This is a genomic window from Roseburia sp. 1XD42-34 (assembly GCF_009917385.1).
Lineage (GTDB): Bacteria > Bacillota > Bacilli > Bacillales > Amphibacillaceae > Virgibacillus.
This window is the reverse complement of record NZ_QWLJ01000007.1, coordinates 66,072-89,337: the sequence shown is the minus strand read 5'-3', so window position 1 is coordinate 89,337 and position 23,266 is coordinate 66,072. Positions and strand designations below refer to the sequence as shown.

Here is a 23,266-nt window from a genome sequence, read left to right as displayed (position 1 = left end):
ATCATCACAGCACATAGAGTAAATCTTTATAGAGGGAGAAATGATTGTCATGAATAAGGGGGCTGGCAAAAGTGTGTCACCCTCTATTCTTATTGGTAAAATGCGTATCATAAGTGATTTTGTTAAAAATTCTTCATATAAAGGGTTTACATTTTAAAATGTGCATTATTTTACATGCTTTCGATTGCTATTTTGATCATTTCCCATTATCTTTTAGTAGAGGACCTTTTTTAATTAAACTGTAAGACCAGAGGTGGAATGTAACAATGAAAAAAATAGGTGTATTAACAAGTGGTGGCGACGCACCAGGAATGAATGCTGCTATCCGAGCGGTAGTAAGAAAAGCCATTTACCATAACGTTGAAGTATATGGAATTAAATACGGCTATCAAGGTTTAATGGAAGGTAATATTGAACGAATGGAAATAGGCTCTGTCGGTGATATCATTCATCGTGGCGGTACAATTCTTTACTCTGCTAGAAGTGAAGAATTTAAAACCGATGCCGGTCAGGAAATAGCAATTGAACAGCTGAATAAATTCGGCATTGAAGGCTTGATTGTGATCGGCGGAGATGGTAGCTTCCGAGGCGCACAAAAGCTCACGGAAAAAGGCTATCCTTGTATCGGCGTACCAGGAACGATTGATAATGATATTGCGGGAACAGATTTTACAATTGGATTTGATACGGCTTTAAATACAGTAATTGAAGCGATTGATAAAGTTCGTGATACAGCAACTTCTCATGAAAGAACGTATATTATTGAAGTTATGGGGAGAAATGCAGGCGACTTAGCATTGTGGGCTGGTCTAGCTGATGGTGCTGAAAGTATTCTTATTCCTGAGAAGAAAGAAGACTTTTCAACGGTTGTCAATAAACTAAAACGAGGTCGTAAGCGCGGTAAAAAACATAGTATCATTGTTTTAGCTGAAGGGGTTGGCAGTGGGTTTGATTATGGAAAGCGCATTGAAGAGTCCACTGATTTAGAAACACGAGTCACTGTTTTAGGACATATTCAAAGAGGTGGCTCTCCAAGTGCTGCTGACCGAGTTCTTGCGAGCAGACTTGGCGCACAGGCTGTCGATTTGTTATTAGAAGGTAAAGCAGGTAGAATGGTTGGAATTGAAAAGAATGTGTTAGTTGATCATGATATAGCTAAAGTGCTTCATGAAAAACATACGATCAATGATGATATGTATAAGCTTTCACAAGAATTATCCATTTAATAAAATGCAGCTGTTGCGGAATACCTAAGGAGGAAATAAAATGAGAAATACCAAAATCGTATGTACCATTGGCCCTGCCTCAGAGTCAATTGAAAAATTGGAGAAATTAATCGAGTGCGGCATGAACGTTGCTCGCCTTAATTTTTCACACGGAAATTATGAAGAGCATGCACAACGTATTCAGAACATTCGTTCTGCATCAGAGAAAACAGGTAAAACGGTAGCTATTCTTTTAGATACAAAAGGCCCTGAAATTAGAACGCATGATTTTGTGGATGGACAAGCTGAACTCGTTCAAGGTAATATTGTCTACGTATCTATGAAGGAAGTAGAGGGTACGTCTGAACGATTTTCTGTGACCTATTCTGGTCTGATCGACGATGTTCACGAAGGCTCTAAGATCTTATTAGATGATGGTTTAATCGAATTGGAAGTTGTAAAAGTAGACAAAGCGAATCAAGAATTAAAGACGGTTGCCCTTAATAGTGGACTGATCAAAAATAAAAAAGGTGTTAACGTACCTAATGTATCAGTAAACTTACCAGGAATTACTGAAAAAGATGCTAATGATATAATCTTTGGAATCGAACATGACATCGATTTTATAGCTGCTTCATTTGTTAGACGTGCATCAGATGTATTAGAAATCAAAGAACTGATTGAACAACATAATGCGACACATATTCAAATTATCCCTAAAATTGAAAACCAAGAAGGTGTCGATAATATCGACAGTATTTTAGAAGTAAGTGATGGTCTTATGGTTGCACGTGGTGATCTTGGTGTTGAAATACCAGCTGAAGATGTACCATTAGTCCAAAAACAGTTAATTAGAAAGTGTAATACTGTAGGGAAGCCTGTCATTACTGCAACCCAAATGCTTGATTCGATGCAACGGAACCCCCGCCCAACTAGAGCAGAGGCTTCTGACGTTGCTAATGCTATCTTTGATGGTACAGATGCAATTATGCTCTCAGGGGAAACAGCTGCTGGAAATTATCCAGTTGAAGCAGTACAAACAATGAGCAATATAGCAATTAAGGCAGAAACGGCAATTGATCATCAGTCTATTTTAAAAGATCGTTCCAGAAATGTCGATATGACGATAACAGATGCGATCAGTCAATCTGTTACATACACAGCTATGAATTTATCCGTTAGTGCCATCATTACACCGACTGAAAGCGGACATACGGCTCGGATGATTTCTAAATATCGTCCACATTCACCAATTCTTGCGGTTACATTTTCAGAAAGAGTTAACAGACGACTTTCTTTAGTATGGGGCGTTCACGCTGTCATGTGCAAACGAGCTAATTCAACGGATGAAATGTTGGATATAGCAGTTGAACGCGGCTTACGCTCAGGTATGGTGGAGCATGGAAATCGCGTCATCATTACAGCCGGTGTGCCAGTTGGTCAAAGTGGTACAACGAACCTGTTAAAAGTCCATGTGATTGGAAATATTATTGCTAAAGGTCAAGGCATTGGAAGAAAAAGTGCTTTTGGTAAAGCAGTTGTTGTTAAATCAGCTGAAGAGGCAGTCAACAGAGTAAACGAAGGTGATATCGTAGTAACTTATGGATCTGATCGTGAAATGATGCCAGCAATTGAAAAAGCGGCTGGTATTATAACTGAAGAAGGTGGATTAACTTCTCATGCCGCGGTGGTAGGTCTTAGCCTAGGGATCCCTGTTATTGTAGGGGTTAAAGATGTGTTTGAAGCTATTACAGATGGGGAAATAATTACAGTTGATGGTGCAAATGGTGACATTTATCAAGGACATACAAGAGTGCTTTAATAATTAAAGAAGGGAGGAGTAATCCTCCTTTCTTCTTTTCACTTTTTTTATAAGATTAGAAAGTATCAAATGAGGTGCTTGGGGATAACGAAATAATCGAAATCCCACGTCCGGCGCATGAGCCCAGCAACGATACGACTGTAGAAATGCACCCTCCGATAAGGCATCATCGGTTCGCCTGTAAGAGGAACGCCGGCTAAAAAAGGGCTTGTTGCCCAGGCGTCGGCATACCCCTGTTTTAGTGGCATGATCCTTTATCCCGTAAAAAGGCGTTGTAGCCTCCCACGGGTCTAAGAATAGAAGATGCAAGAACAAGTCGAAGCGGGAGGTAACAGCACCTAAATTCCCTATTTCGTAAAGGCCTTTTAGGTCATACCCTTATGGTATTAACCATCAGCGGGGATGAAGAAATTCCCGCTGATGGAAGGTTCCCTTTATCTTTCGTTTATTCGTTCCATTCGCTATGTTGCTAAACGGACACCCCGCGCCTTTGTTCAGTGTCTTTGGTCCGATTACTGTGTATAAGAGATCGGTATGCACAACGTATGTTATAGTAGTTGAAAGGGGTGAACAGAATGAAGTGGTTTTTGCTCATTGCGTTTGTTTTATCAGCGTTAGAAATAGGAGTTTTTGTTTGGGTAGGTGGCTGGGTTGGCGCATGGTGGGTTGTAGGTCTTGTCCTCCTTACAGGAGCAGTCGGTTTTTATTTAGCAAAGCAACAAGGTATTGAAACTTGGAACCGTGCGCAGCTTTCGATGCAGCGTGGAGAAGCCCCAACAGGTTATATTATTGATGGAATTTGCATTTTAATTGGTGCTGTTTTATTAGTTACTCCAGGCTTTATTTCAGATGCAGTTGGCTTTTTATTAGTCATTCCGACAACGAGAATATTGTTCAAACAAAGAGTAGAAAACTTGATCAAACATCTAATAAAAAAACGAACCATTATTTATCGAAGGTGGTAGAATTATCCTTTAATAAATTTCCATATATCGTGAAATGTACCTGCTTGATAAAAAGCGTTAATCGAAATAAGTATAACAGGAGCAACGATGAACCCAATAACTCCCCAAAGCTGTAAGCCAATAAAAAGTGTGAGCAGTGCTATAAGTGGATGAATTCCCATGCTGGAAGATAATATTTTGGGCTCGATCAGTTGTCTGATGATGATAATGAAACCATATAGGAACGCTAATTGAATCGTCAAAGAATAATCACCTACAATAAATAAATAGATCATCCACGGAAAGAAGATAACACCTGACCCAATATATGGGATCAAATCAACAAGTGCAACATATAGCGAGATGGTAAACGCATGATTAATTTGTAAGATTTTCAATCCTATATAGACTAAAAAAGCAGAAATAAGTACTAAAATAAACTGGGCTTTTATATAAGCAGCGATGGTTTTTTTTAACTGTTTCTGTATATTTTTTATTTTCGTTTGAAAAAACTGCGGAATTAATTCTTTTCCAAAAGCAGTAAGCTTTTTATAATCGATGGCTATTAAAAAAGTTGCTAATAGAATAAAAATCATGACTGTAAATGAGTTTGGTAGCGTTGTAAACACAGCAGGTATCCTTAATAAAAAGGTTTGCAATGATTCTGAAAGAGTAGTGCTAACTTTAAGTGTGAATTGTTTAATGGACTTACTTACAGCTTCTTGTTGGGAGGGGTTCAACGCTTGTAAGTAAGAAGTTATTTTCTCATACATGGGAATAATTTTCTGTTCCATGATATTTGTTACATAGTGGCTAAACGTTTGAATATAGTCTGGTAATTGGGCAGCCAAAAATAAGGTTCCTTGCATAAATTCAGAAAAGAGAATAAACAATATACTACTGATTGTTGCAAATAGAAATAGCATTGTGCCGATTACCGCCATCATTCTTGGGAATTTCATTTTTTCTTCCATAAAGCTGGCTATCGGATGGATCCCTGCTGCTAAGATACTAGCGATAACTACTGGATATAAATAAGCAAAGCTTGCTGTCAATAAAACGTAACCCAAAATTACACATGCTACTATACTTGCAAAACGAAGAACTTGAGATAAAATAGGCTTGTACATCTTTAAAACCCCATTTTCATTTTCCTTATTACTTTATAAACATCCGCCCAGTTGTAAAGAAACTTACATCAATTTTTTCAATTGAACGATCAACCCATTTTTCTTAAAATTTTCCTTGTTTTTAATTATCTGTAATTCTAGCTTCTTGTTTATCCTATATATACGGTGCAGTAAAACTCCCAATTTCAGGAGTTGTAGCTAATACAGCCGAAATGAGTGATAGTGGCTCCTACCTTTCCGATTCGTTAGATCTGTAGGATGACATCGTTGGTAGTGTGAAACGTAAAAAGCGTATTCTATTTTCAAAGCCTGGAAGCAATGTTTTCATGCAAAAATAGAACTCTCTCTTTCAGCAGAACTTCTGAATTTATCTTTTGTCTACTTCTATTAGTAGGGAAGAGAAAAAATCCTATTGAATGGAACTACATTTTAACAAGACTAAAAAGATAGCTTAAAATAGGAGTTTTACTTTAACCAAAACGCTTAGCAAAAATGTGCTCAAGTTAGCAGCCCTTCCATAAAATGATGATGACATGTTTACATGCCTCATATATTCCTATATTATGCAAGGCCCCCAAAAAATAGTATTAAATAGTATTAAATTAAGATCATAGCCTGAAATTGTCCCATAAATGATTTTCTAGATAAAGGAAGTCTTTACGCAGTTTACAGCCTTATTCTAACGGGTAAATAATACCGAGCTTAGATGTATAATTGAACTGCTTTCACGCACCAAAGTTGAAGCAAAAGAAACTCTTTTTTGCAAAAACGTAGGTCTTCTAGTAAAATTTAATAGTAAAGTGAATCGGTTTCAATTCACTTTAGATTCATAATACTTTATAATTATCATTGGGGGATATTATTTAGTTGTTAGGAGTATTGTCGAAAGATAGTAAACTGAATAATTTAACAAAGGAGAGGGTTTGTTATGACAGCAACAACGAAAGGGCTCGAAGGAGTTATAGCAACTCAATCGTCAATTAGCTCGATAATAGATGACCAGCTTACGTATGTAGGTTACAAGATTGATGATTTGGCTAGATATTCCAGTTTTGAAGAAGTGGTTTTTTTACTATGGAACCAACGTCTTCCAAAGCAAGAAGAACTAGATACGTTTAAAGCACAGCTTGCTACGAATATGGAAATTCCTAAAGCAATTATTGAACATTTACGCTCTTATGATCTGTCAACTGTTCATCCAATGCCAGCGCTACGCACAGCTATTTCTTTGTTAGGATTATATGATGAAGAAGCTGAAGTAATGGATACAGGAGCAAACAAACGGAAAGCAATTCGTATACAGGCAAAAATAGCTTCTGTTGTAACGGCTTTCGCGAGAATTAGAAAAGGAAAAGACCCAATTCAGCCCAAGCCTAATTACTATTACGCTGAAAATTTGTTATTCATGCTTAATGGTAAAGAACCGAAAGACATTGAAGTTGAGGCTATGAATAAAGCGCTTGTGCTTCATGCCGATCATGAGCTAAATGCGTCTACATTTACAGGCAGAGTTTGCGTAGCGACGTTATCGGATGTGTATTCCGGCATTACAGCTGCAATCGGAGCTTTAAAGGGTCCACTTCATGGTGGTGCGAACGAGGGCGTTATGAAAATGCTCACTGAAATTGGTGAAGAAGAAAATGCGATCCCTTACATTCAAGAAAAGTTAGATAATAAGGAAAAAATTATGGGAATGGGTCACCGCGTTTATCGAAATGGAGATCCGCGAGCGAAATTTTTAAAAGATATGTCGAAGCAATTAACAGAATTAATTGGCGAACCAAAATGGTACCAAATGTCAGTAAAAATTGAAGATTATATTAAAAAGCATAAAGGTCTACCAGCAAATGTTGATTTTTATTCTGCATCTGTCTATCATAGTCTAGGTATTGATCACGATTTGTTTACGCCAATTTTTGCAGTTAGCAGAACATCCGGATGGCTCGCTCATATTTTGGAACAATATGCGAATAATCGTTTAATCCGTCCACGTGCTGAATACAATGGTCCTACATCACCTGAATATATTCCGATTGATAAACGATAGATTTGTAAATGGCAACCATACACGATTATTGTCCGCATTATCATCAAGAAGGAATATTTCCTGTGAAATGTCTATATGCAAAAGATGTTCACAGGGACTTATTTTTGCTACACTATATACAGAATGAATTTAGGAGGTAATCATTGTTATGACAAAGGGAGAAAAAATTGTTGTAGAAAATGGAAAAATGGATGTGCCAAATCGTCCAATTATACCGTTCATTGAAGGCGATGGAACAGGACCGGATATTTGGGCTGCTGCTCGAGAAGTAATTGAAGCTGCATTAGAAAAAGCATACAATGGGGAAAAAGCAATTGATTGGCTAGAAGTATATGCTGGTCAAAAAGCTTATGACAAAACAGGAGAATGGCTGCCTCAAGATACATTAGATAAAATTAATGAATATAAAATTGCTATTAAAGGACCTTTAACGACACCAATTGGTGGAGGGATTCGTTCGTTAAACGTAGCTCTCCGTCAAGAATTAGATTTATTCACATGTTTGCGCCCAGTTCGCTATTTTGATGGTGTACCATCACCGGTTAAACGTCCTGAAGATGTTGATATGGTCATTTTCCGTGAAAATACAGAAGATATATATGCTGGAATTGAGTGGCAAAAGGGCTCTGACGAAGTGAAGAAAGTAATTAATTTCTTAAAAGAAGAGATGAATGTAACTAATATTCGCTTTCCAGAAACTTCTGGAATCGGTGTCAAGCCAGTTTCTGAAGAAGGTACCAAGCGCTTAGTGCGCGCAAGTATCCAATACGCGCTAAATGAAGGACGTAAAAGTGTTACTTTAGTACATAAAGGTAACATCATGAAATTTACAGAGGGTGCATTTAAAAATTGGGGTTATGAATTAGCAGAGAAGGAATTTGCAGATCAAGTATTTACTTGGGCAGAATACGACCGTATTGTTGAAAAAGAAGGTAAGGATGCTGCGAATAAAGCACAAGATGAAGCAGTTGCAGCCGGAAAAATTATTATTAAAGATGCCATTGCTGATATTTTCTTGCAGCAAATATTAACCCGACCAAATGAATTTGATGTGGTAGCAACAATGAACTTGAATGGGGACTATATTTCTGATGCTCTTGCTGCTCAAGTAGGAGGTATTGGAATAGCTCCTGGCGCAAACATTAACTATGATACGGGGCATGCTATTTTTGAAGCTACCCATGGAACAGCACCTAAGTATGCGGGGATGGATAAAGTGAACCCTTCATCGGTTATTTTATCTGCTGTCTTAATGCTTGAGCACTTAGAGTGGAGAGAGGCTGCCGATTTAATTACCAAGGCAATGGATAGAACAATTGCTTCAAAAGTAGTAACTTACGACTTCGCTCGCTTAATGGATGGCGCTACGGAAGTAAAATGTTCAGAGTTCGGAAAAGAATTAATCAAAAATATGGGCTAATTTTTATCAATCAGTAGGTGCGGGTGGTTATCCCGTGCCTATTGCGTGAAATTTTCACAACATAGACATTGTTACAATCATTGAGGCTTTTAATTAAACTACTCGATTAACTTTATACCAATTAGAACAAAGGGGTTTTTATAATGGCAATAAAGAGAAATAAAATATCTGTAATTGGTTCCGGTTTCACTGGTGCAACAACTGCGTTAATGCTCGCACAAAAAGAACTGGGTGACGTTGTGCTTGTTGACATTCCAAATATGGAGGATCCAACCAAAGGAAAAGCTCTAGATATGCTGGAAGCTAGCCCTGTCCAAGGTTTTGATGCTTCGATTATTGGAACATCTAATTACGAAGAGACAAAAGACTCTGACTTAGTTATTATTACTGCCGGAATTGCTCGTAAACCAGGTATGAGTCGTGATGACTTAGTGAATACAAATGCTAAGATTATGAAGTCTGTAACACAAGAAATCATGAAATATTCTCCTGAGACGTATATTGTTGTATTAACAAATCCGGTTGATGCCATGACATATACTGTATTTAAAGAATCTGGATTGCCAAAAGAACGAGTAATCGGACAGTCAGGTGTATTAGATACTGCTCGTTTTTGTACATTTGTAGCTCAGGAATTAAATGTTTCGGTAAAGGATGTCACCGGCTTCGTATTAGGCGGGCATGGTGATGATATGGTTCCTTTAATTCGTTATTCTTATGCTGGAGGTATCCCACTTGAAACATTAATATCAAACGAGCGTTTAGACGCAATTGTGGAGCGTACAAGAAAAGGCGGAGGAGAAATTGTCGGATTACTAGGTAACGGAAGTGCTTATTATGCACCTGCAGCCTCGCTAACTGTAATGGCAGAAGCGATATTAAAGGATCAACGACGCATCTTACCTGCGATTGCTTACCTAGAGGGGGAATATGGGTATTCTAATATTTATCTCGGAGTACCAACTGTATTAGGAGCTAATGGTATCGAAAAGGTAATTGAATTAGATCTAACCGAAGATGAAAAGGCGGCTCTTAATAAGTCGGCAGATTCGGTTAAAAAAGTCTTGGATGTTCTAGAATAATCCGATTTGCAAAAAGCTTTTATTTTACATTTATTATATGTAGATAAAAGCTTTTTCTTGTTTTGTCGTACATGCTATAACATCATGAGCTATGGTTGACGATATTTCGTATGTTCCATCCATTGGAATTGGCAAATAACGGAATGTTTGTTATAATAGAAAGCGCTTACATTGTTGAGGGGGTGAAGAGATTGATTGGGAAAAGACGACCATTAGGTAGATCCTTAAAGGATATCCAAGTAGGGGATACGTGTAATCGAAAGGCCAAAATCAATGATCGTGATTTATTACTATATTTAGGATTGACCAATGATGCGAACCCGTTGTATCTTCAACACGACTATGCTTCATTAACGCCTTATAAACGACCAATTGTACCATCTGTAATGCTATACGGCATGGTTTCTTCATTAGTATCCATGGAGCTCCCAGGACCGGGGAGTCATATTGTTCACCACGAAATGATATTCCCTAGAGCAGTATATCATAATACGGAAGTCGATATGATGCTAGAGGTTATTGCCATCGATGAAAGCAGTAAACGCCTTGCTATGAATGTAACCGCTAAGGATGAGGAAGGTGAAATTGTGTTGAATGGGAAGTTGTACGTAACACCAGCTCATAAACCAAACACATTAACAGCGCAATCGCTAGAAAACTTTTTTTAATGTAGTACGTTCATAGTGAGCTCAGCACAAAGATACGATAAAAGGAGATTGTTTGTTTCTTAATAGCACATTTTGTTCTGCCTTCATCAAACAGCGTTTACTATTTTATAAATAACAACATGGCATGTTTTCCCCTTTTTGGGCATAGAATAGGATATCGTTCATTTACTGGCGCCTTGTAAAAACATGGATACTGTGTAAAAATAAATTTACAAATTCTTATCGTATTCACATTCTTAAGGTTTCAGTGTAAGATGGATGTGGAACCTATTAATGTATGTAGAAACGGGGACTGGATATGAACGAGAAAATTTTAATTGTCGATGACGAAAAGTCAATTGTTACGTTATTAAACTTCAATATTGAAAAGGCAGGCTTTGTGACTGATGTTGCATATGACGGCTATGAGGCAGTGCAAAAAGCACAAAGCAACAGTTATGATTTGATTGTTTTAGATCTGATGCTCCCGGAAATGGATGGGATGGATGTTTGTAGATATTTAAGAAATAACCAAATAAATACGCCCATTCTTATGTTAACCGCTAAAGATGAGGAATTCGATAAAGTACTTGGACTAGAATTAGGTGCAGACGATTATTTAACCAAACCATTTAGCCCAAAGGAAGTGGTAGCTAGAATTAAAGCCATTTTGCGAAGGGCAAAAAGAGTAGAAAAATCCAATTTTTCATATATTCAAGTTGGAGATTTAACCGTCTTCCCTGAAAGATACGAAGCAGAGATGGCAGGGAAAGTGATTACCTTTACAAGAAAAGAATTTGAGCTGTTATATTATTTAGCGAAAAATAAGGGAAAGGTTATTTCCCGAGATCAGCTGCTTAGTGGAGTTTGGGATTATGATTTTGTTGGTGATACACGTATCGTAGATGTCCATATATCTCATTTGCGTGATAAAATAGAACCAGATTCTAAAAAACCTGTTTATATTAAAACAGTACGAGGTCTTGGTTACAAATTGGAGGACCCTAGTTAATGCGATTTTTGTTTGAAAAACCAATATTTGGTTACACAATAGGTATATTCCTAGTTGTTTCAGTAACCGGTATTTTGTTAAGTGTTTTAATTGGAGATTATCTAGTAATAGCTTCTGTACTAGTTATACAATTTATTATTTTATTCTTATTTTTGTTACATCTATATGAATCGGTCATTAAACCGGTTAAAAAAGCGACGAAGACAGTTGGTGAGATTGTAAAGGGAAATTACCGAGCCAGATTTCATCATCCAAGTACAGACAGTATTGGTCAGCTAAGTACTAAAATAAATGCTCTAGCCCGTAATTTAAATGAATTAACAATTCAAGAGCAAATGCAAGCAGAACAATTATCCACGATTATTGAAAATACGCAGAGCGGACTTGTCTTAATCGATGCAAAAGGCTATATTCATTTCGTCAACCGCAAGTTTCTAACTATGTTTGGTCAAACGACCCAAGATTTCCAAGGTTATCTTTATTATGATGTTCTTCATAATGAAACTATTCACGAAACGGTACAGAAAACCTTCTTGTATGAACGAAATATTAAAGAAGAATTTACCCACTATAAAGGTCTGGATAAATACTATATAGAAATTGTTGGGGCTCCTATTTTTGATGATCGTAACTTATTAAAGGGAGCTGTTCTCGTCCTTTATGATATTACAGAGCTTAAAAAACTGGAATTAATGCGAAAAGACTTTGTTGCTAATGTATCACATGAGCTGAAAACACCGATTACGTCGATAAAAGGATTTGCGGAAACATTGTTGGATGACCCAATGAAAGACTTGGATAAGAGCAAAGAGTTTTTAGAAATTATTTATAAAGAGAGTCACCGATTACAATTATTAATCCAAGATTTATTAATTCTTTCACGATTGGAAAAAGAAAACTTCCAACTCGTCCTTTCTACCTTTTCCGTGAATGATGTTGTCAATGAAGTGTTGCCGATTATTGAGCAGAGGTTTGGAGATAAGCATTTAACATTCGATAAAGCTGTAGATGATCATATACAATTAACCGCTGATAAAGAAAAAGTAAAGCAAATTATTATCAACCTTGTCGATAACGCTGTGAATTATACACCTGAGAAAGGGAACATCTATTTGCGAATAACAGAGTGTAATGATTCTGTTTGTATCGAAGTGGAAGACACAGGAATTGGTATTGAAAAGGAAGCTCTCCCAAGAATATTTGAACGATTTTACAGAGTGGATAAAGCCAGAAGCAGGAATACCGGAGGAACAGGGCTTGGGTTAGCAATTGTAAAACATATTGTCGAAGTACATGATGGTACTATTGAAATTGAAAGTGAAGTAAATAAAGGGACGAAAATAACGGTAAGTTTACCGATCAATAATATGCAAAAATAAAGCGAAACATGAACAAAGGCGCAAGCTCCCGTTTAGCAACGTAGCGAGTGGAACGAATCAACGAAAGTTTTAGGAATCATGCTCCTGCAACAGGAGTATGCCGACGCCTGAGCGGCAAGCCCGTTTTTAGTCGGGCTTCCTCTTAGCCACGAACCAATGATGACTTATCGTAGGGCGATTCGTGAAGTCGCCAAGTTGCTGGGCTCATGCTCCGGACGTGGCTTATTCGGTTATTTCATTATCCCCAAACACCTCATTTGATACTTTCTTATCTTTGAACAAAGCAATAGAGATTGACCTTATTGCCTCTCTAAAAGGTTTAAAATACTGACAAAAAACAGCACTAAGAGAGTAACTGAAAGCAGTTGATACAGATGCTGTTTACAAAAGTTATAAGATTGATTTTCCCATTTGCTATTCCAACCGATCTGTTAGAACGACAATGGATATAAAAAGGCAACTTGATAAATAAACTGCCATCTGTCAAGTAGACGGTGGAAATAATAAACATGATTGAAGCGGCTTTAGTTCTATATTCTATAGGGCTGAGGTCGTTTTTAATCTGTCTATCTGGACGAACATATTTTTACAGATTAATATGATATGCTTTTTCATTTGGCTTTTTCCAAGGTGGGTTTCATTGTTGATGGGATTAGCCTTATTAGCATATATTTTGTTGAACCATAAAGCTTTACGTAAAAACCATTAGTCCATTCTTCATTGAAGGAATCGGCTAATAGGAAGCAGGAGTTTCACTTTATAGTGATGGAATGATAAAATATGCTTAATGATGAATTTATCGGAGGCGAAACTATGAGCAATAAGTTGGTTTTAATTGACGGGAACAGTATTATTTACCGCGCATTCTTCGCGTTACCGCTTTTAAATAACGATAAAGGTGTATACACAAATGCTGTGTACGGTTTTACGACTATGTTGTTAAGAATGATAGAGGAGGAGAAGCCAACGCATATGTTGGTTGCGTTTGATGCAGGAAAGACCACCTTCCGACATGAGACGTATAAAGAGTATAAAGGTGGAAGGCAAAAAACCCCACCTGAATTATCAGAGCAGTTCCCATTGCTTAAAGAAGTACTGGACGCATTTTCCATAATGCATTACGAATTGGATAATTATGAAGCAGATGATATTATTGGCACATTATCGAAGAAAGTAGAAAAAGATGACTGGGAAGTAACTATTATTTCTGGAGATAAAGACTTGCTTCAATTAGTATCAGATCGTGTTACCGTGAATTTAACCAAAAAAGGGATTAGCGAAGTGGAAAAGTATACCCCTGACTTTCTACTTAAAAAAATGGAGATCACTCAAGAGCAAATCATTGACCTAAAAGCATTAATGGGTGATAACTCAGATAATATTCCTGGTGTGCCAGGGGTTGGAGAAAAAACAGCAGTTAAATTATTAAAGCAATTTGATAAATTGGAAAATGTGTATGACCATTTGGATCAGGTTAGCGGGAAAAAACTCAAGGAAAAGCTAGCGAACCATAAAGAGGAAGCGTTTCTGAGTAAGGAACTTGTAACGATTAATCGCACGTCACCTATTACAATTGAGCCAGATGATGTCAAATATAATGGATACGTTCATGATAAAGTGAGAGCCATTTTTACAGAGCTTGGGTTTCAATCTTTATTAACTCGTATTCAAGGTGCAGATGAAAATCATACAGCATCAGGCTATCCACAAACACCTATTGATTTTTCAGTAGTGGATGAGATCAACGAAGAAATGTTTACAGGAGAAGAAGCATTAATTGTTGAAATGTTAGAGGAGAACTACCATCAAGCAGCCATTCAAGGATTTTCGATCGTTAATAACAAAGCTGCTTTCTTTTTACCTACTAAGGTAGCATTGCAATCAGATCTGTTTAAGGCATGGTTGGAGGATTCAAGCAAAAAGAAATATGTGTTTGACGCAAAGAAAACTCTAGTTTCCTTATTGCGAGCTGGAGTACATATTAAAGGTATTGCGTTTGATATGCTATTGGCTTCCTATTTAATCAATCCATCGGAAAATAATCATGATATTCCTGCCATTAGCCATCGTTTTGGCAGAACAGAAGTTTACATGGATGAAGAAGTATATGGCAAAGGCGCAAAGCTAAAGCTTCCTGAACAGTCTGTTTTTGCAGAGCATATAGTTAGAAAAGCTACCATGCTTTATGAATTGAGACCGCAAATGGATAAGCAGCTTAAAGAAAATGAGCAATACGAATTATTCAAGGAATTAGAGATGCCATTGGCTCTTATTCTTGGGGAGATGGAGCATACAGGGGTACTTGTGGATACAAGGCGTTTAGAGGAAATGCAGATAGATTTAAAAAATCGCTTAGCTGAACTAGAGGAAGAGGTGCATGCGTTAGCTGGCGAACCATTTAATCTAAATTCGCCAAAGCAATTAGGTCCGATTTTATTTGAAAAGCTAGGCCTGCCAGTTATTAAGAAAACAAAAACGGGGTATTCTACTGCGGCAGATGTATTAGAGCAGTTACAGGATAAGCATGAAATCATACCAAAGCTCTTATTGTATCGTCAATTAGGTAAATTACAATCCACATATATTGAAGGCTTATTAAAAGTGGTCGACGAACGAACAAATAAAATTCACACTCGTTTTAATCAAGCTTTGACCCAAACAGGTCGTTTAAGCTCCATTGAGCCTAATTTACAAAACATTCCTATTCGGCTAGAAGAAGGAAGGAAAATTCGACAAGCTTTTATCCCGGCGGAAGAAGGATGGGTTATGTTTGCAGCTGATTATTCACAAATTGAGTTGAGGGTATTAGCACATATTGCGGGTGACGAGAAACTAATGGCTGCATTTAAACAGCAAGCAGATATTCATACGCAAACAGCAATGGATGTATTTCATGTAGATAAAGGTGAGGTGACAGCAAATATGCGTAGACAAGCTAAAGCTGTTAACTTCGGTATTGTTTATGGAATTAGTGATTATGGATTATCACAAAACCTAGGAATTACGCGAAAAGAAGCCAAGCAGTTTATTGATCGTTATTTTGAAAGCTATCCAGGTGTAAAGACATATATGGAAGAAATTGTTCAAGAAGCGAAACATCAGGGTTACGTGAGTACGATAATGAATCGTAGAAGGTATTTACCTGATATTACTAGTAGAAACTTTAATCAAAGAAGTTTTGCTGAACGAACTGCAATGAATACACCAATTCAAGGAAGCGCTGCAGATATTATAAAAAAAGCGATGATTGATTTGCATGAGAAGTTACAGAAAGAAAAACTTCAAGCAAGAATCTTATTACAAGTTCATGATGAATTAATTTTAGAAGCACCACAGTCAGAAATAGAAACATTAAAAGAGATAGTGCCAGCTATTATGGAAAACACCGTAGCGTTGAATGTACCTTTAAAGGTCGATTATGCTTATGGAGATAGTTGGTTTGATGCTAAGTAAGGAGCTAAGGAGATGCCGGAATTACCAGAGGTAGAAACAATTCGAAATACGTTAAAACGATTTGTAATGAATAAAACCATAAAACATGTTGATGTTCAATGGCCGAGAATAGTAAAACAACCAGATGATATCCAGCAATTTCAAGCAGAAATTAGTGGGCAAACCATTTTAGATATTCACCGAAAAGGAAAATTCTTACTGTTTCAATTAAATGATTATGTCCTCGTTTCTCATCTTCGTATGGAAGGGAAGTATAGTGTCCATCGAAATGATGAACCAGTTAAAAAACATACACATATTATTTTTCAATTCACCAATGGAGAAGAATTGCGCTATAATGATGTGCGGAAATTTGGTACGATGCATTTGTTTTATAAGGGAGAAGAAATGAACCAAAAACCGCTATGCCTACTAGGTCCAGATCCATTTGATACTGCATTTACTTCTGATTATTTTATTAAAAAGCTGAAAAAAACAAAGCGCGTAATAAAAGCAGCCTTATTAGACCAAACGATTGTCGCTGGCTTAGGGAATATTTATGTAGATGAAACACTTTTTAAAGCAGGAATACATCCATTACGACCTGCAAATAAATTAACCCAAAAAGAAATGAAAGAAATCCGTAAACAAGCGATTGCTACATTGGAAGAAGCTGTATCACAAGGCGGTACCACCATCCGTTCATATGTGAACAGTCAAGGTGACATGGGGATGTTTCAGCAGGAATTATATGTATATGGTCAGGAGAATAAAGCTTGTAAAACATGTGGTGGTACGATTGCTAAATTGAAAGTTGGCGGGCGTGGTACACATATTTGTACGAGCTGTCAGCCATTAAAGAGGTGAATAAGATGTGTAAAGTTTTAGGCTTAACCGGCAGTATTGCCACGGGGAAAAGTACCGTTTCTCTCATGTTTGATGACTTTCGTATTCCTGTGATTGATGCAGATAAAATTGCTAGGGAAGTAGTATATCCGGGAGAAAAGGCCTATGAAGAGATTATTCATCGTTTTGGAGTACACATACTACGTGAGGATAAAACAATAAACCGAAAATTACTTGGGGAAATTATTTTTGCGGATAACCAAAAGCGAGAGCAATTGAATCATATTGTTCATCCCGCCGTAAGACAGAAAATGGTTGAGCGAAGAGACGCTTATTTACAAGGGGATGCCCAATGTGTGGTGCTTGATATTCCGCTTTTGTTTGAAAATAATTTAACCGAACTCGTTGATAAAACGATCGTTGTTTATGTAGATGAAAATACGCAATTACAACGTTTAATGAATCGAGATAGCTACTCGGAAGCAGAAGCAAAGCAACGGATTGCTGCGCAAATGCCAATTAATGATAAAGTAAAAAGAGCAGATGGAGTCATTGATAATACGGGTTCCAAATTTCACACCTTCCAGCAATTAGAAAACTTGCTACAGTCATGGAATATACTTCCTCGTTAAAATTAATTAAACATTCGTATCAACCATTGGTGCGAATGTTTTTTATTTATAAGAAACTATAAAATGAGGTGTTTGTGGATAGCGAAATAATCGGATAGCTAGGTCCTGATCCACCTCCAGCAACGATGCGACTTAAGAAATGCATACAACATGGGAGTCGTAGGTATCACATCGTTATTTATATTAAATTTATAATTTATATTTTGTACTATTGTTATTTCGGCTTTGATTTTAGGTACCAGCAAGCTGTGTAATGAAAAAAACGGGTTTAGTAAGGAGGGGTTTTAGTGAACGGCCTAGAAGTTTTCTTTATTGCGGGTATATTAGCCATCATTGCTTTTTATTTCTCGGACTTTACTAAACAAAAAACATGAACAGGTTACTTATTTAATCCCAGTAATAGTTGTCACTGTTGCACCTGCAATTTTCATGTTTTTAGTTTTTATTTTAATTAAATATGGTTGGGTGATCATGGGAAATTCTTTCTTTGTTATCGCTATTGTATTAGGTGCTTTTATAGGAATATTCCTGCCATTTACCCATTAAAAATATAGTTTAAAGTAATATCAGGAAAGCAACTTCATTCACTTAGTTTGCTTTTCTTTTATAATGGTTTTGACAACTCCTGTCTATGACAGACCAGCGATGATTGTTCTCATAATCGAAAGCATTTATCTAATATGACAGACAGTAAAACTTTCTTTTCCATGTTACAGGAAGGGGAGGCAGATTGGTTGAGGTCTCCAACCATAAGTCAAATTAGCAATTCTGTTGCAATTATGAAAAGATTGTACGCCACCCCTGTTCATAATTATGCGAAAACTGAAACATAACTGGAAATAGCGATTAAGGGTCACATATTTATTTTAATGTGTTATACTAATTAATAAACAGGATAATAAAGTATAACTCATAGTGGGAGGAAGTCGTATGAGAAAAACAAGACTTGCAATTAATGGATTTGGGCGAATTGGGCGAATGGTTTTTCGACAAGCGATAGAAGATGACAACTTAGATGTAGTGGCAATCAATGCCAGTTATCCGGCTGAGACGCTGGCACATCTAATTAAATATGATAGCGTACACGGGATTTTGAATGAAGAAGTGAAACCGCTTCATAATGGAATTGTGGTAGGAGATAAGCATGTAAAACTGGTAAATTCTCGTGTACCCGAGCAATTACCATGGAGCGAATTAAAGATTGACGTTGTTATAGAAGCTACTGGAAAATTTAAAACGAAAGATAGTGCTGGGGGGCATCTTCGGGCAGGTGCTAAAAAAGTTGTAATTACGGCTCCGGGTAAAGAAATTGACCAAACAATAGTAATGGGAGTTAATGAAAGTGATTATGATCCTAGCATACATGATGTTATTTCAAACGCTTCGTGTACAACGAACTGCCTTGCACCTGTTGTGAAGATTATTGATGATCATTTTGGAATTGAAAATGGATTAATGACAACCGTACATGCATTTACGAATGATCAGAAAAACATTGATAATCCACATAAAGATTTAAGACGAGCAAGAGGCTGTACTCAATCCATTATCCCAACTTCTACAGGAGCGGCTAAGGCTCTAGGGGAAGTGCTTCCGCACTTAAATGGAAAGTTACATGGTATGGCGTTGCGCGTTCCAACACCTAATGTGTCCTTAGTTGATCTTGTAGTGGATGTGAAAAAAGCAGTTACGGCTGAACAAGTTAACGAAGTATTTAAGCAAGCTGCTAAAACTGATTATAGTGGCATTATTCAATATAGTGATGAGCCGCTAGTGTCCATCGATTATACTACCACGGATTATTCTGCAATTATTGATGGACTATCAACCATTGTTATTGAAGATCATAAATTGAAGGTGTTGGCATGGTATGATAATGAATGGGGTTACTCGAAGCGCGTGCTTGATTTAACGAATCATGTAGGATATTACCTTACTCAAGAACATGTGCAAATAAGTTAATCCAAGGAGAAAGGGGGGACCAATATCTACTGAGTTATCCCCTCTTTACGGCATAATATGTGTAAATATTTCTCAAAGGTAATCTTAACCAAACATAGAAGGCACTCTATTATAAAATGGATGCTTACGGCAAATACGTTTTGAACGAAGCCTTCTTATGGAATTAACGATATTAAGATTATATGCATTAAATAAACGGATCAAGTGATTTTATCGATTTCCAAGAACGTAGCGTTTTCCACTACGATCACTATAAGGCTCATTACAATTGGTTTATCCCGTATATAAGGTGCTGTAAGTCTTCCACTTCAGGAGTTGGATAATCTTTTCTGCAACAAGTCTAAGTGGGAGATAACAACACCTAAATGCCCTATTTTATAAAAGGCTTTAGAACATACTATTCCGGTACCTAACAAGCCGTAGAGGATCAATGAAAATCCTCAATTAAAGCTTCACTTTATCTTTCGTTGATTCGGATCCATTCGCTACGTTGCTAAACGGGCGCTCTGCGCCTTTGTTCTACTATAGGAAAGGATAAGATTTTTTTGGTTTATAGTATAAGAAAAACAAAGGTTTCCGTCATAAGACTTGGCGACAAGCCAAGTCTTTCTAAACCAAACGGTGTATTAACACAGTAAAAGTATACATAAATAGAGTGTTGGAACTATTGGTATTTAACGATGTCGAGAAAAACTTGACACACACTACGAAATAAAAATGATTGCAAATGGAGGGGAAAACGTTTATACTTTTCGTTGTATCCGAACAAATGCCTATGGTAGAAGAATATACATAGGCTTTTCGGTTAAATGGAGAAATAGTAAATGGAACACCATAAGGGTGAAGTTATTCATGGATACAATGGGAAGACATATAATTGTTGAACTTTGGAAGTGTCATAGAGATATATTAAATAGTATAAAGGATATGGAACATATTTTTGTAGAAGCTGCTTTGAAAGCAGGTGCAGAAGTTAGAGAAGTAACTTTTCATAAGTTTGCACCTATCGGAATAAGTGGAGTGATTATTATTTCAGAATCACATCTTACCGTTCATAGTTTCCCAGAACATGGTTATGCAAGTGTAGATGTGTATACGTGTGGTCAAAATGTAGACCCCCATATAGCTGTACGTTTTATTGAACGTGGTTTAAAAGCTATGCAAGTGGAGAAATTGGAAATTACAAGAGGAACTGGAGCACTATGCCTTGGGCAACTGGAAAGCATATAAAATGAATGGGTTGATAGACAACAATGCGTCTGTCAACCCATTGCTGTCTATTATATATAGAAACAAGGATAAAAAACCGTGTATCAGTATTGTGTGGATGCTTTTTTGTTTATCATCTATTATTTACTGTTGCATGATATAGAGGTTTTCCAAAAAACATGTTAAAATGAAACTACTATACAATAGAATATATTTTGTACTGAGGGTGGCATTTGACATGGCTTTTCGGAACACTATTTCCAAATATTTTAGTAATCATGCTGAAACACATGATAATCATTGGGATACTAGTTTACAAACGCATTACTATAAAACAACGAAAGAAAAAGCAATGCAAGTCCTTGAAAATATGTTTGAACAATCTTCAAAATATGAAGTTCATTCCATTTCTAAAGAACATGGAGAGATAAGCGTTCAAATTAAAAAAGGAAAAAAAGCTTTTATTATTACAACAATTATCATGGTGCGACCTTATCAAACAGCTGTAGACTTTTCTGTTACAACAGAATCCGCCCTGCCAATGGATTTTGGTTATAGTACTAAAGTAATTCAACAATTATATGGCGAAATAAATAAAGCTTTACCTTTCATCACAAAACAAGACAGGTAACGGTTGAAATGAGGAGTGGGCAGAACGATGAGATGTTCAAATTGCCATAACAAAAGCACGAAGGTACTTGATTCAAGACCAATAGAAGAAGGGCAATCGATTCGCAGAAGAAGAGAATGTGAGCGTTGCGGTTTTCGGTTTACAACATTTGAACGGATTGAAGATGTCCCTTTGATTGTTGTCAAAAAAGACGGTGCCCGGCAAGAATTTAGTCGGGACAAGTTAGTTCGAGGTCTCATCAAAGCTTGTGAGAAACGACCTGTACCGCTGGAGACGATCGAAGAAATTGCTTTGAATGTAGAAAAAGAAATAAGAAACGATGGTATTTCAGAAGTTCATAGTAAAGATGTAGGAGAACGGATCATGGACCGACTTTCTGAAATCGATGAAGTAGCTTATGTACGTTTCGCATCTGTCTATCGACAGTTTAAAGATATTAATGTTTTTTTGGATGAGTTAAAAGACATCATGCATAATAATAAGGATCAGGGAACGAATGGAAAGGGTTAGATGAAACATGAATAGAATAGGCAAGATTTTACCCATTGAGGGATACTGGGTAGAATTTCGAGGTACGTTGCCGACAGATTATGCGAAATCATTAACTCATTTATATCAACCGTTAATAGGAATGGCTGCTATTATCCTTTATCAAACATTACTTCACGAACAAGAAATACAAGCTGAAAAACAAATTCCTCAAACACATCATACATTAATGAATTACTTAAATCTTCCTTTAGATGAAATCTATGCAGCCAGACTCAGATTAGAAGGCATTGGTTTGCTTAAAACGTACGAAACAAATTCGCAGGAAAATCGAATGTATACGTATGTGTTAATGCCTGTTTTTTCTCCTGCTCAATTTTTTAAAGACCCTATGCTTTCCCAGCTTCTCTATCATCATATTGGCATAGAGAAGTACGACGTTTTAGAAAAACATTACTCGTCAAACAGTAGCGATACATACGGTAAGAATATAACTGCTTCTTTTCAAGACGTCTTTCAAACGGTTACGCCTGATTCCTTGCCTAAGATGAACCAAGACCAACCAAAGCAAGGTGTAAACATGGAGAGTGTGGATTTTACACCAATTGAGCAAAGCTTAAAGCAACGGATGATTCCTGTAAAGAAGGTACTTACTGATTACAATTGCAAAATAATAACACAAATGATGTTGCTATATGAATTGGAAACATATGAGGTTGAAAAAGCGATTTTATGGGCGTTAACGGAAGAAAACAGACTGCATGTAGACGAATTTAAAGCAGCCTGCTATGATTTATTTCAATCAAAATATAAAGAAAATCACATACGTCTAGTAGAAAAGGCAACGATGACAGAGCTGCCAAAAAGAAATCCATCAACCGCAAATACAAAAGAGGAGCAGCTGATTAATCATCTGGAAACTATTTCGCCTAAACAGCTGTTAGAAGATTTATCAGGCGGTCACCATGCCTCAGAGCAGGATTTGCGATTAGTAGGAGATGTTATGACATCGCAAGGGTTGCCAGCACCTGTGATGAATGTTTTAATACATTATGTGTTGTTGCAGACGAACATGAAATTGTCCAAAAATTATTTGGCGAAAATTGCCAGTCATTGGTCTAGGGCGAACTTGAAAACGGCGAAAGAAGCAATGGCATTTGCTAAAAAAGAAGTAACCAGCTATAAAACTGCGAAGAAACCAGTAACTAGGAATAGACAGACGAAAGAGGTTGTGCCAGAATGGTTTAAACAGCAAAAGAAACAACAGAAACACGAAGTTGCGGCAACGCAGGAAGATAAAGAAGACGAGTTGCAAGAGCAGAAGGAGATTGAAATGCTGCTAAAACAATACTCAAACCATAACAAATAAAGCAATAC

General features: G+C 36.9%; 18 protein-coding genes. 17 read left to right on the top strand and 1 reads right to left on the bottom strand.

What is annotated here, in order from left to right; all coding sequences use genetic code 11:
- Window positions 1–266: 266 nt before the first annotated feature.
- The 3 genes from pfkA (at window position 267) to D1839_RS05805 (ending at window position 3,992) form a co-directional block, all read left to right on the top strand.
- Window positions 267–1,226, top strand: a complete 960-nt coding sequence (pfkA, locus tag D1839_RS05815; RefSeq protein ID WP_120379090.1) for a 6-phosphofructokinase — start codon at window positions 267–269, stop codon at window positions 1,224–1,226.
- A 40-nt stretch (window positions 1,227–1,266) separates the two neighbouring features.
- Complete coding sequence (gene pyk, locus D1839_RS05810; protein WP_120379089.1) at window positions 1,267–3,027, top strand: pyruvate kinase; 1,761 nt, start codon at window positions 1,267–1,269, stop codon at window positions 3,025–3,027.
- A 575-nt stretch (window positions 3,028–3,602) separates the two neighbouring features.
- Complete coding sequence (locus D1839_RS05805) at window positions 3,603–3,992, top strand: FxsA family protein (RefSeq protein ID WP_120379087.1); 390 nt, start codon at window positions 3,603–3,605, stop codon at window positions 3,990–3,992.
- A 2-nt stretch (window positions 3,993–3,994) separates the two neighbouring features.
- Here the strand turns inward: D1839_RS05805 and ytvI are convergent, their stop codons facing one another.
- The gene (gene ytvI, locus D1839_RS05800; RefSeq protein ID WP_120379086.1) at window positions 3,995–5,101 is read right to left on the bottom strand and encodes a sporulation integral membrane protein YtvI; all 1,107 of its coding nucleotides are present in this window, start codon (window positions 5,099–5,101) and stop codon (window positions 3,995–3,997) included.
- 928 nt (window positions 5,102–6,029) lie between these two features.
- On the opposite strand from ytvI, the gene citZ reads away from it, so the two are divergent.
- From citZ to D1839_RS05730, 14 genes are all read left to right on the top strand, one after another.
- On the top strand, window positions 6,030–7,148 hold the full coding sequence (citZ, locus tag D1839_RS05795) for a citrate synthase (RefSeq protein WP_120379085.1): 1,119 nt from the start codon (window positions 6,030–6,032) through the stop codon (window positions 7,146–7,148).
- Between the two features lie 148 nt (window positions 7,149–7,296).
- Complete coding sequence (icd, locus tag D1839_RS05790; protein ID WP_120379084.1) at window positions 7,297–8,568, top strand: NADP-dependent isocitrate dehydrogenase; 1,272 nt, start codon at window positions 7,297–7,299, stop codon at window positions 8,566–8,568.
- A 143-nt stretch (window positions 8,569–8,711) separates the two neighbouring features.
- A complete protein-coding gene (gene mdh, locus D1839_RS05785) occupies window positions 8,712–9,650 on the top strand; it encodes a malate dehydrogenase (RefSeq protein WP_120379083.1) in 939 nt (312 codons plus the stop codon).
- A gap of 191 nt (window positions 9,651–9,841) precedes the next feature.
- Window positions 9,842–10,318 (top strand): MaoC/PaaZ C-terminal domain-containing protein, encoded by a 477-nt coding sequence (locus D1839_RS05780; protein ID WP_199689987.1) that lies wholly within the window; start codon window positions 9,842–9,844, stop codon window positions 10,316–10,318.
- A 298-nt stretch (window positions 10,319–10,616) separates the two neighbouring features.
- On the top strand, window positions 10,617–11,309 hold the full coding sequence (locus D1839_RS05775; RefSeq protein ID WP_050353350.1) for a response regulator transcription factor: 693 nt from the start codon (window positions 10,617–10,619) through the stop codon (window positions 11,307–11,309).
- Window positions 11,309–12,688 carry a two-component system histidine kinase PnpS gene (gene pnpS, locus D1839_RS05770; RefSeq protein WP_120379082.1) on the top strand — a complete coding sequence of 460 codons (1,380 nt, stop codon included), beginning with the start codon at window positions 11,309–11,311 and terminating at the stop codon, window positions 12,686–12,688. Before D1839_RS05775 ends, pnpS begins: the two co-directional genes overlap by 1 nt.
- 813 nt (window positions 12,689–13,501) lie before the next feature.
- Window positions 13,502–16,141 (top strand): DNA polymerase I, encoded by a 2,640-nt coding sequence (gene polA, locus D1839_RS05765; RefSeq protein ID WP_120379081.1) that lies wholly within the window; start codon window positions 13,502–13,504, stop codon window positions 16,139–16,141.
- Between the two features lie 12 nt (window positions 16,142–16,153).
- Entirely contained in the window at window positions 16,154–16,987 is an 834-nt protein-coding gene (mutM, locus tag D1839_RS05760) for a DNA-formamidopyrimidine glycosylase (protein ID WP_120379080.1), read from the top strand.
- Between the two features lie 5 nt (window positions 16,988–16,992).
- Window positions 16,993–17,598 (top strand): dephospho-CoA kinase, encoded by a 606-nt coding sequence (gene coaE, locus D1839_RS05755; protein WP_120379079.1) that lies wholly within the window; start codon window positions 16,993–16,995, stop codon window positions 17,596–17,598.
- A gap of 930 nt (window positions 17,599–18,528) precedes the next feature.
- Complete coding sequence (locus D1839_RS05750; RefSeq protein WP_120379078.1) at window positions 18,529–19,560, top strand: glyceraldehyde-3-phosphate dehydrogenase; 1,032 nt, start codon at window positions 18,529–18,531, stop codon at window positions 19,558–19,560.
- A gap of 852 nt (window positions 19,561–20,412) precedes the next feature.
- Complete coding sequence (gene speD / locus D1839_RS05745) at window positions 20,413–20,790, top strand: adenosylmethionine decarboxylase (protein ID WP_120379077.1); 378 nt, start codon at window positions 20,413–20,415, stop codon at window positions 20,788–20,790.
- 217 nt (window positions 20,791–21,007) lie between these two features.
- A complete protein-coding gene (locus tag D1839_RS05740; RefSeq protein ID WP_120379076.1) occupies window positions 21,008–21,400 on the top strand; it encodes a cytosolic protein in 393 nt (130 codons plus the stop codon).
- Window positions 21,401–21,427: 27 nt separating this feature from the next.
- Complete coding sequence (gene nrdR / locus D1839_RS05735; RefSeq protein ID WP_120379075.1) at window positions 21,428–21,910, top strand: transcriptional regulator NrdR; 483 nt, start codon at window positions 21,428–21,430, stop codon at window positions 21,908–21,910.
- A gap of 7 nt (window positions 21,911–21,917) precedes the next feature.
- The gene (locus tag D1839_RS05730) at window positions 21,918–23,258 is read left to right on the top strand and encodes a replication initiation and membrane attachment family protein (protein WP_120379074.1); all 1,341 of its coding nucleotides are present in this window, start codon (window positions 21,918–21,920) and stop codon (window positions 23,256–23,258) included.
- Window positions 23,259–23,266: the final 8 nt, after the last annotated feature.

Coding starts and splice junctions, on each gene's coding strand:
- ytvI (WP_120379086.1), bottom strand. CDS start 5,101: ATGTACAAGCCTATTTTATCTCAAGTTCTTCGTTTTGCAAGTATAGTA.
- D1839_RS05740 (WP_120379076.1), top strand. CDS start 21,008: ATGGCTTTTCGGAACACTATTTCCAAATATTTTAGTAATCATGCTGAA.
- mutM (WP_120379080.1), top strand. CDS start 16,154: ATGCCGGAATTACCAGAGGTAGAAACAATTCGAAATACGTTAAAACGA.
- D1839_RS05775 (WP_050353350.1), top strand. CDS start 10,617: ATGAACGAGAAAATTTTAATTGTCGATGACGAAAAGTCAATTGTTACG.
- icd (WP_120379084.1), top strand. CDS start 7,297: ATGACAAAGGGAGAAAAAATTGTTGTAGAAAATGGAAAAATGGATGTG.
- nrdR (WP_120379075.1), top strand. CDS start 21,428: ATGAGATGTTCAAATTGCCATAACAAAAGCACGAAGGTACTTGATTCA.
- coaE (WP_120379079.1), top strand. CDS start 16,993: ATGTGTAAAGTTTTAGGCTTAACCGGCAGTATTGCCACGGGGAAAAGT.
- citZ (WP_120379085.1), top strand. CDS start 6,030: ATGACAGCAACAACGAAAGGGCTCGAAGGAGTTATAGCAACTCAATCG.
- pyk (WP_120379089.1), top strand. CDS start 1,267: ATGAGAAATACCAAAATCGTATGTACCATTGGCCCTGCCTCAGAGTCA.
- mdh (WP_120379083.1), top strand. CDS start 8,712: ATGGCAATAAAGAGAAATAAAATATCTGTAATTGGTTCCGGTTTCACT.
- speD (WP_120379077.1), top strand. CDS start 20,413: ATGGATACAATGGGAAGACATATAATTGTTGAACTTTGGAAGTGTCAT.
- pnpS (WP_120379082.1), top strand. CDS start 11,309: ATGCGATTTTTGTTTGAAAAACCAATATTTGGTTACACAATAGGTATA.
- pfkA (WP_120379090.1), top strand. CDS start 267: ATGAAAAAAATAGGTGTATTAACAAGTGGTGGCGACGCACCAGGAATG.
- D1839_RS05805 (WP_120379087.1), top strand. CDS start 3,603: ATGAAGTGGTTTTTGCTCATTGCGTTTGTTTTATCAGCGTTAGAAATA.
- D1839_RS05750 (WP_120379078.1), top strand. CDS start 18,529: ATGAGAAAAACAAGACTTGCAATTAATGGATTTGGGCGAATTGGGCGA.
- polA (WP_120379081.1), top strand. CDS start 13,502: ATGAGCAATAAGTTGGTTTTAATTGACGGGAACAGTATTATTTACCGC.
- D1839_RS05730 (WP_120379074.1), top strand. CDS start 21,918: ATGAATAGAATAGGCAAGATTTTACCCATTGAGGGATACTGGGTAGAA.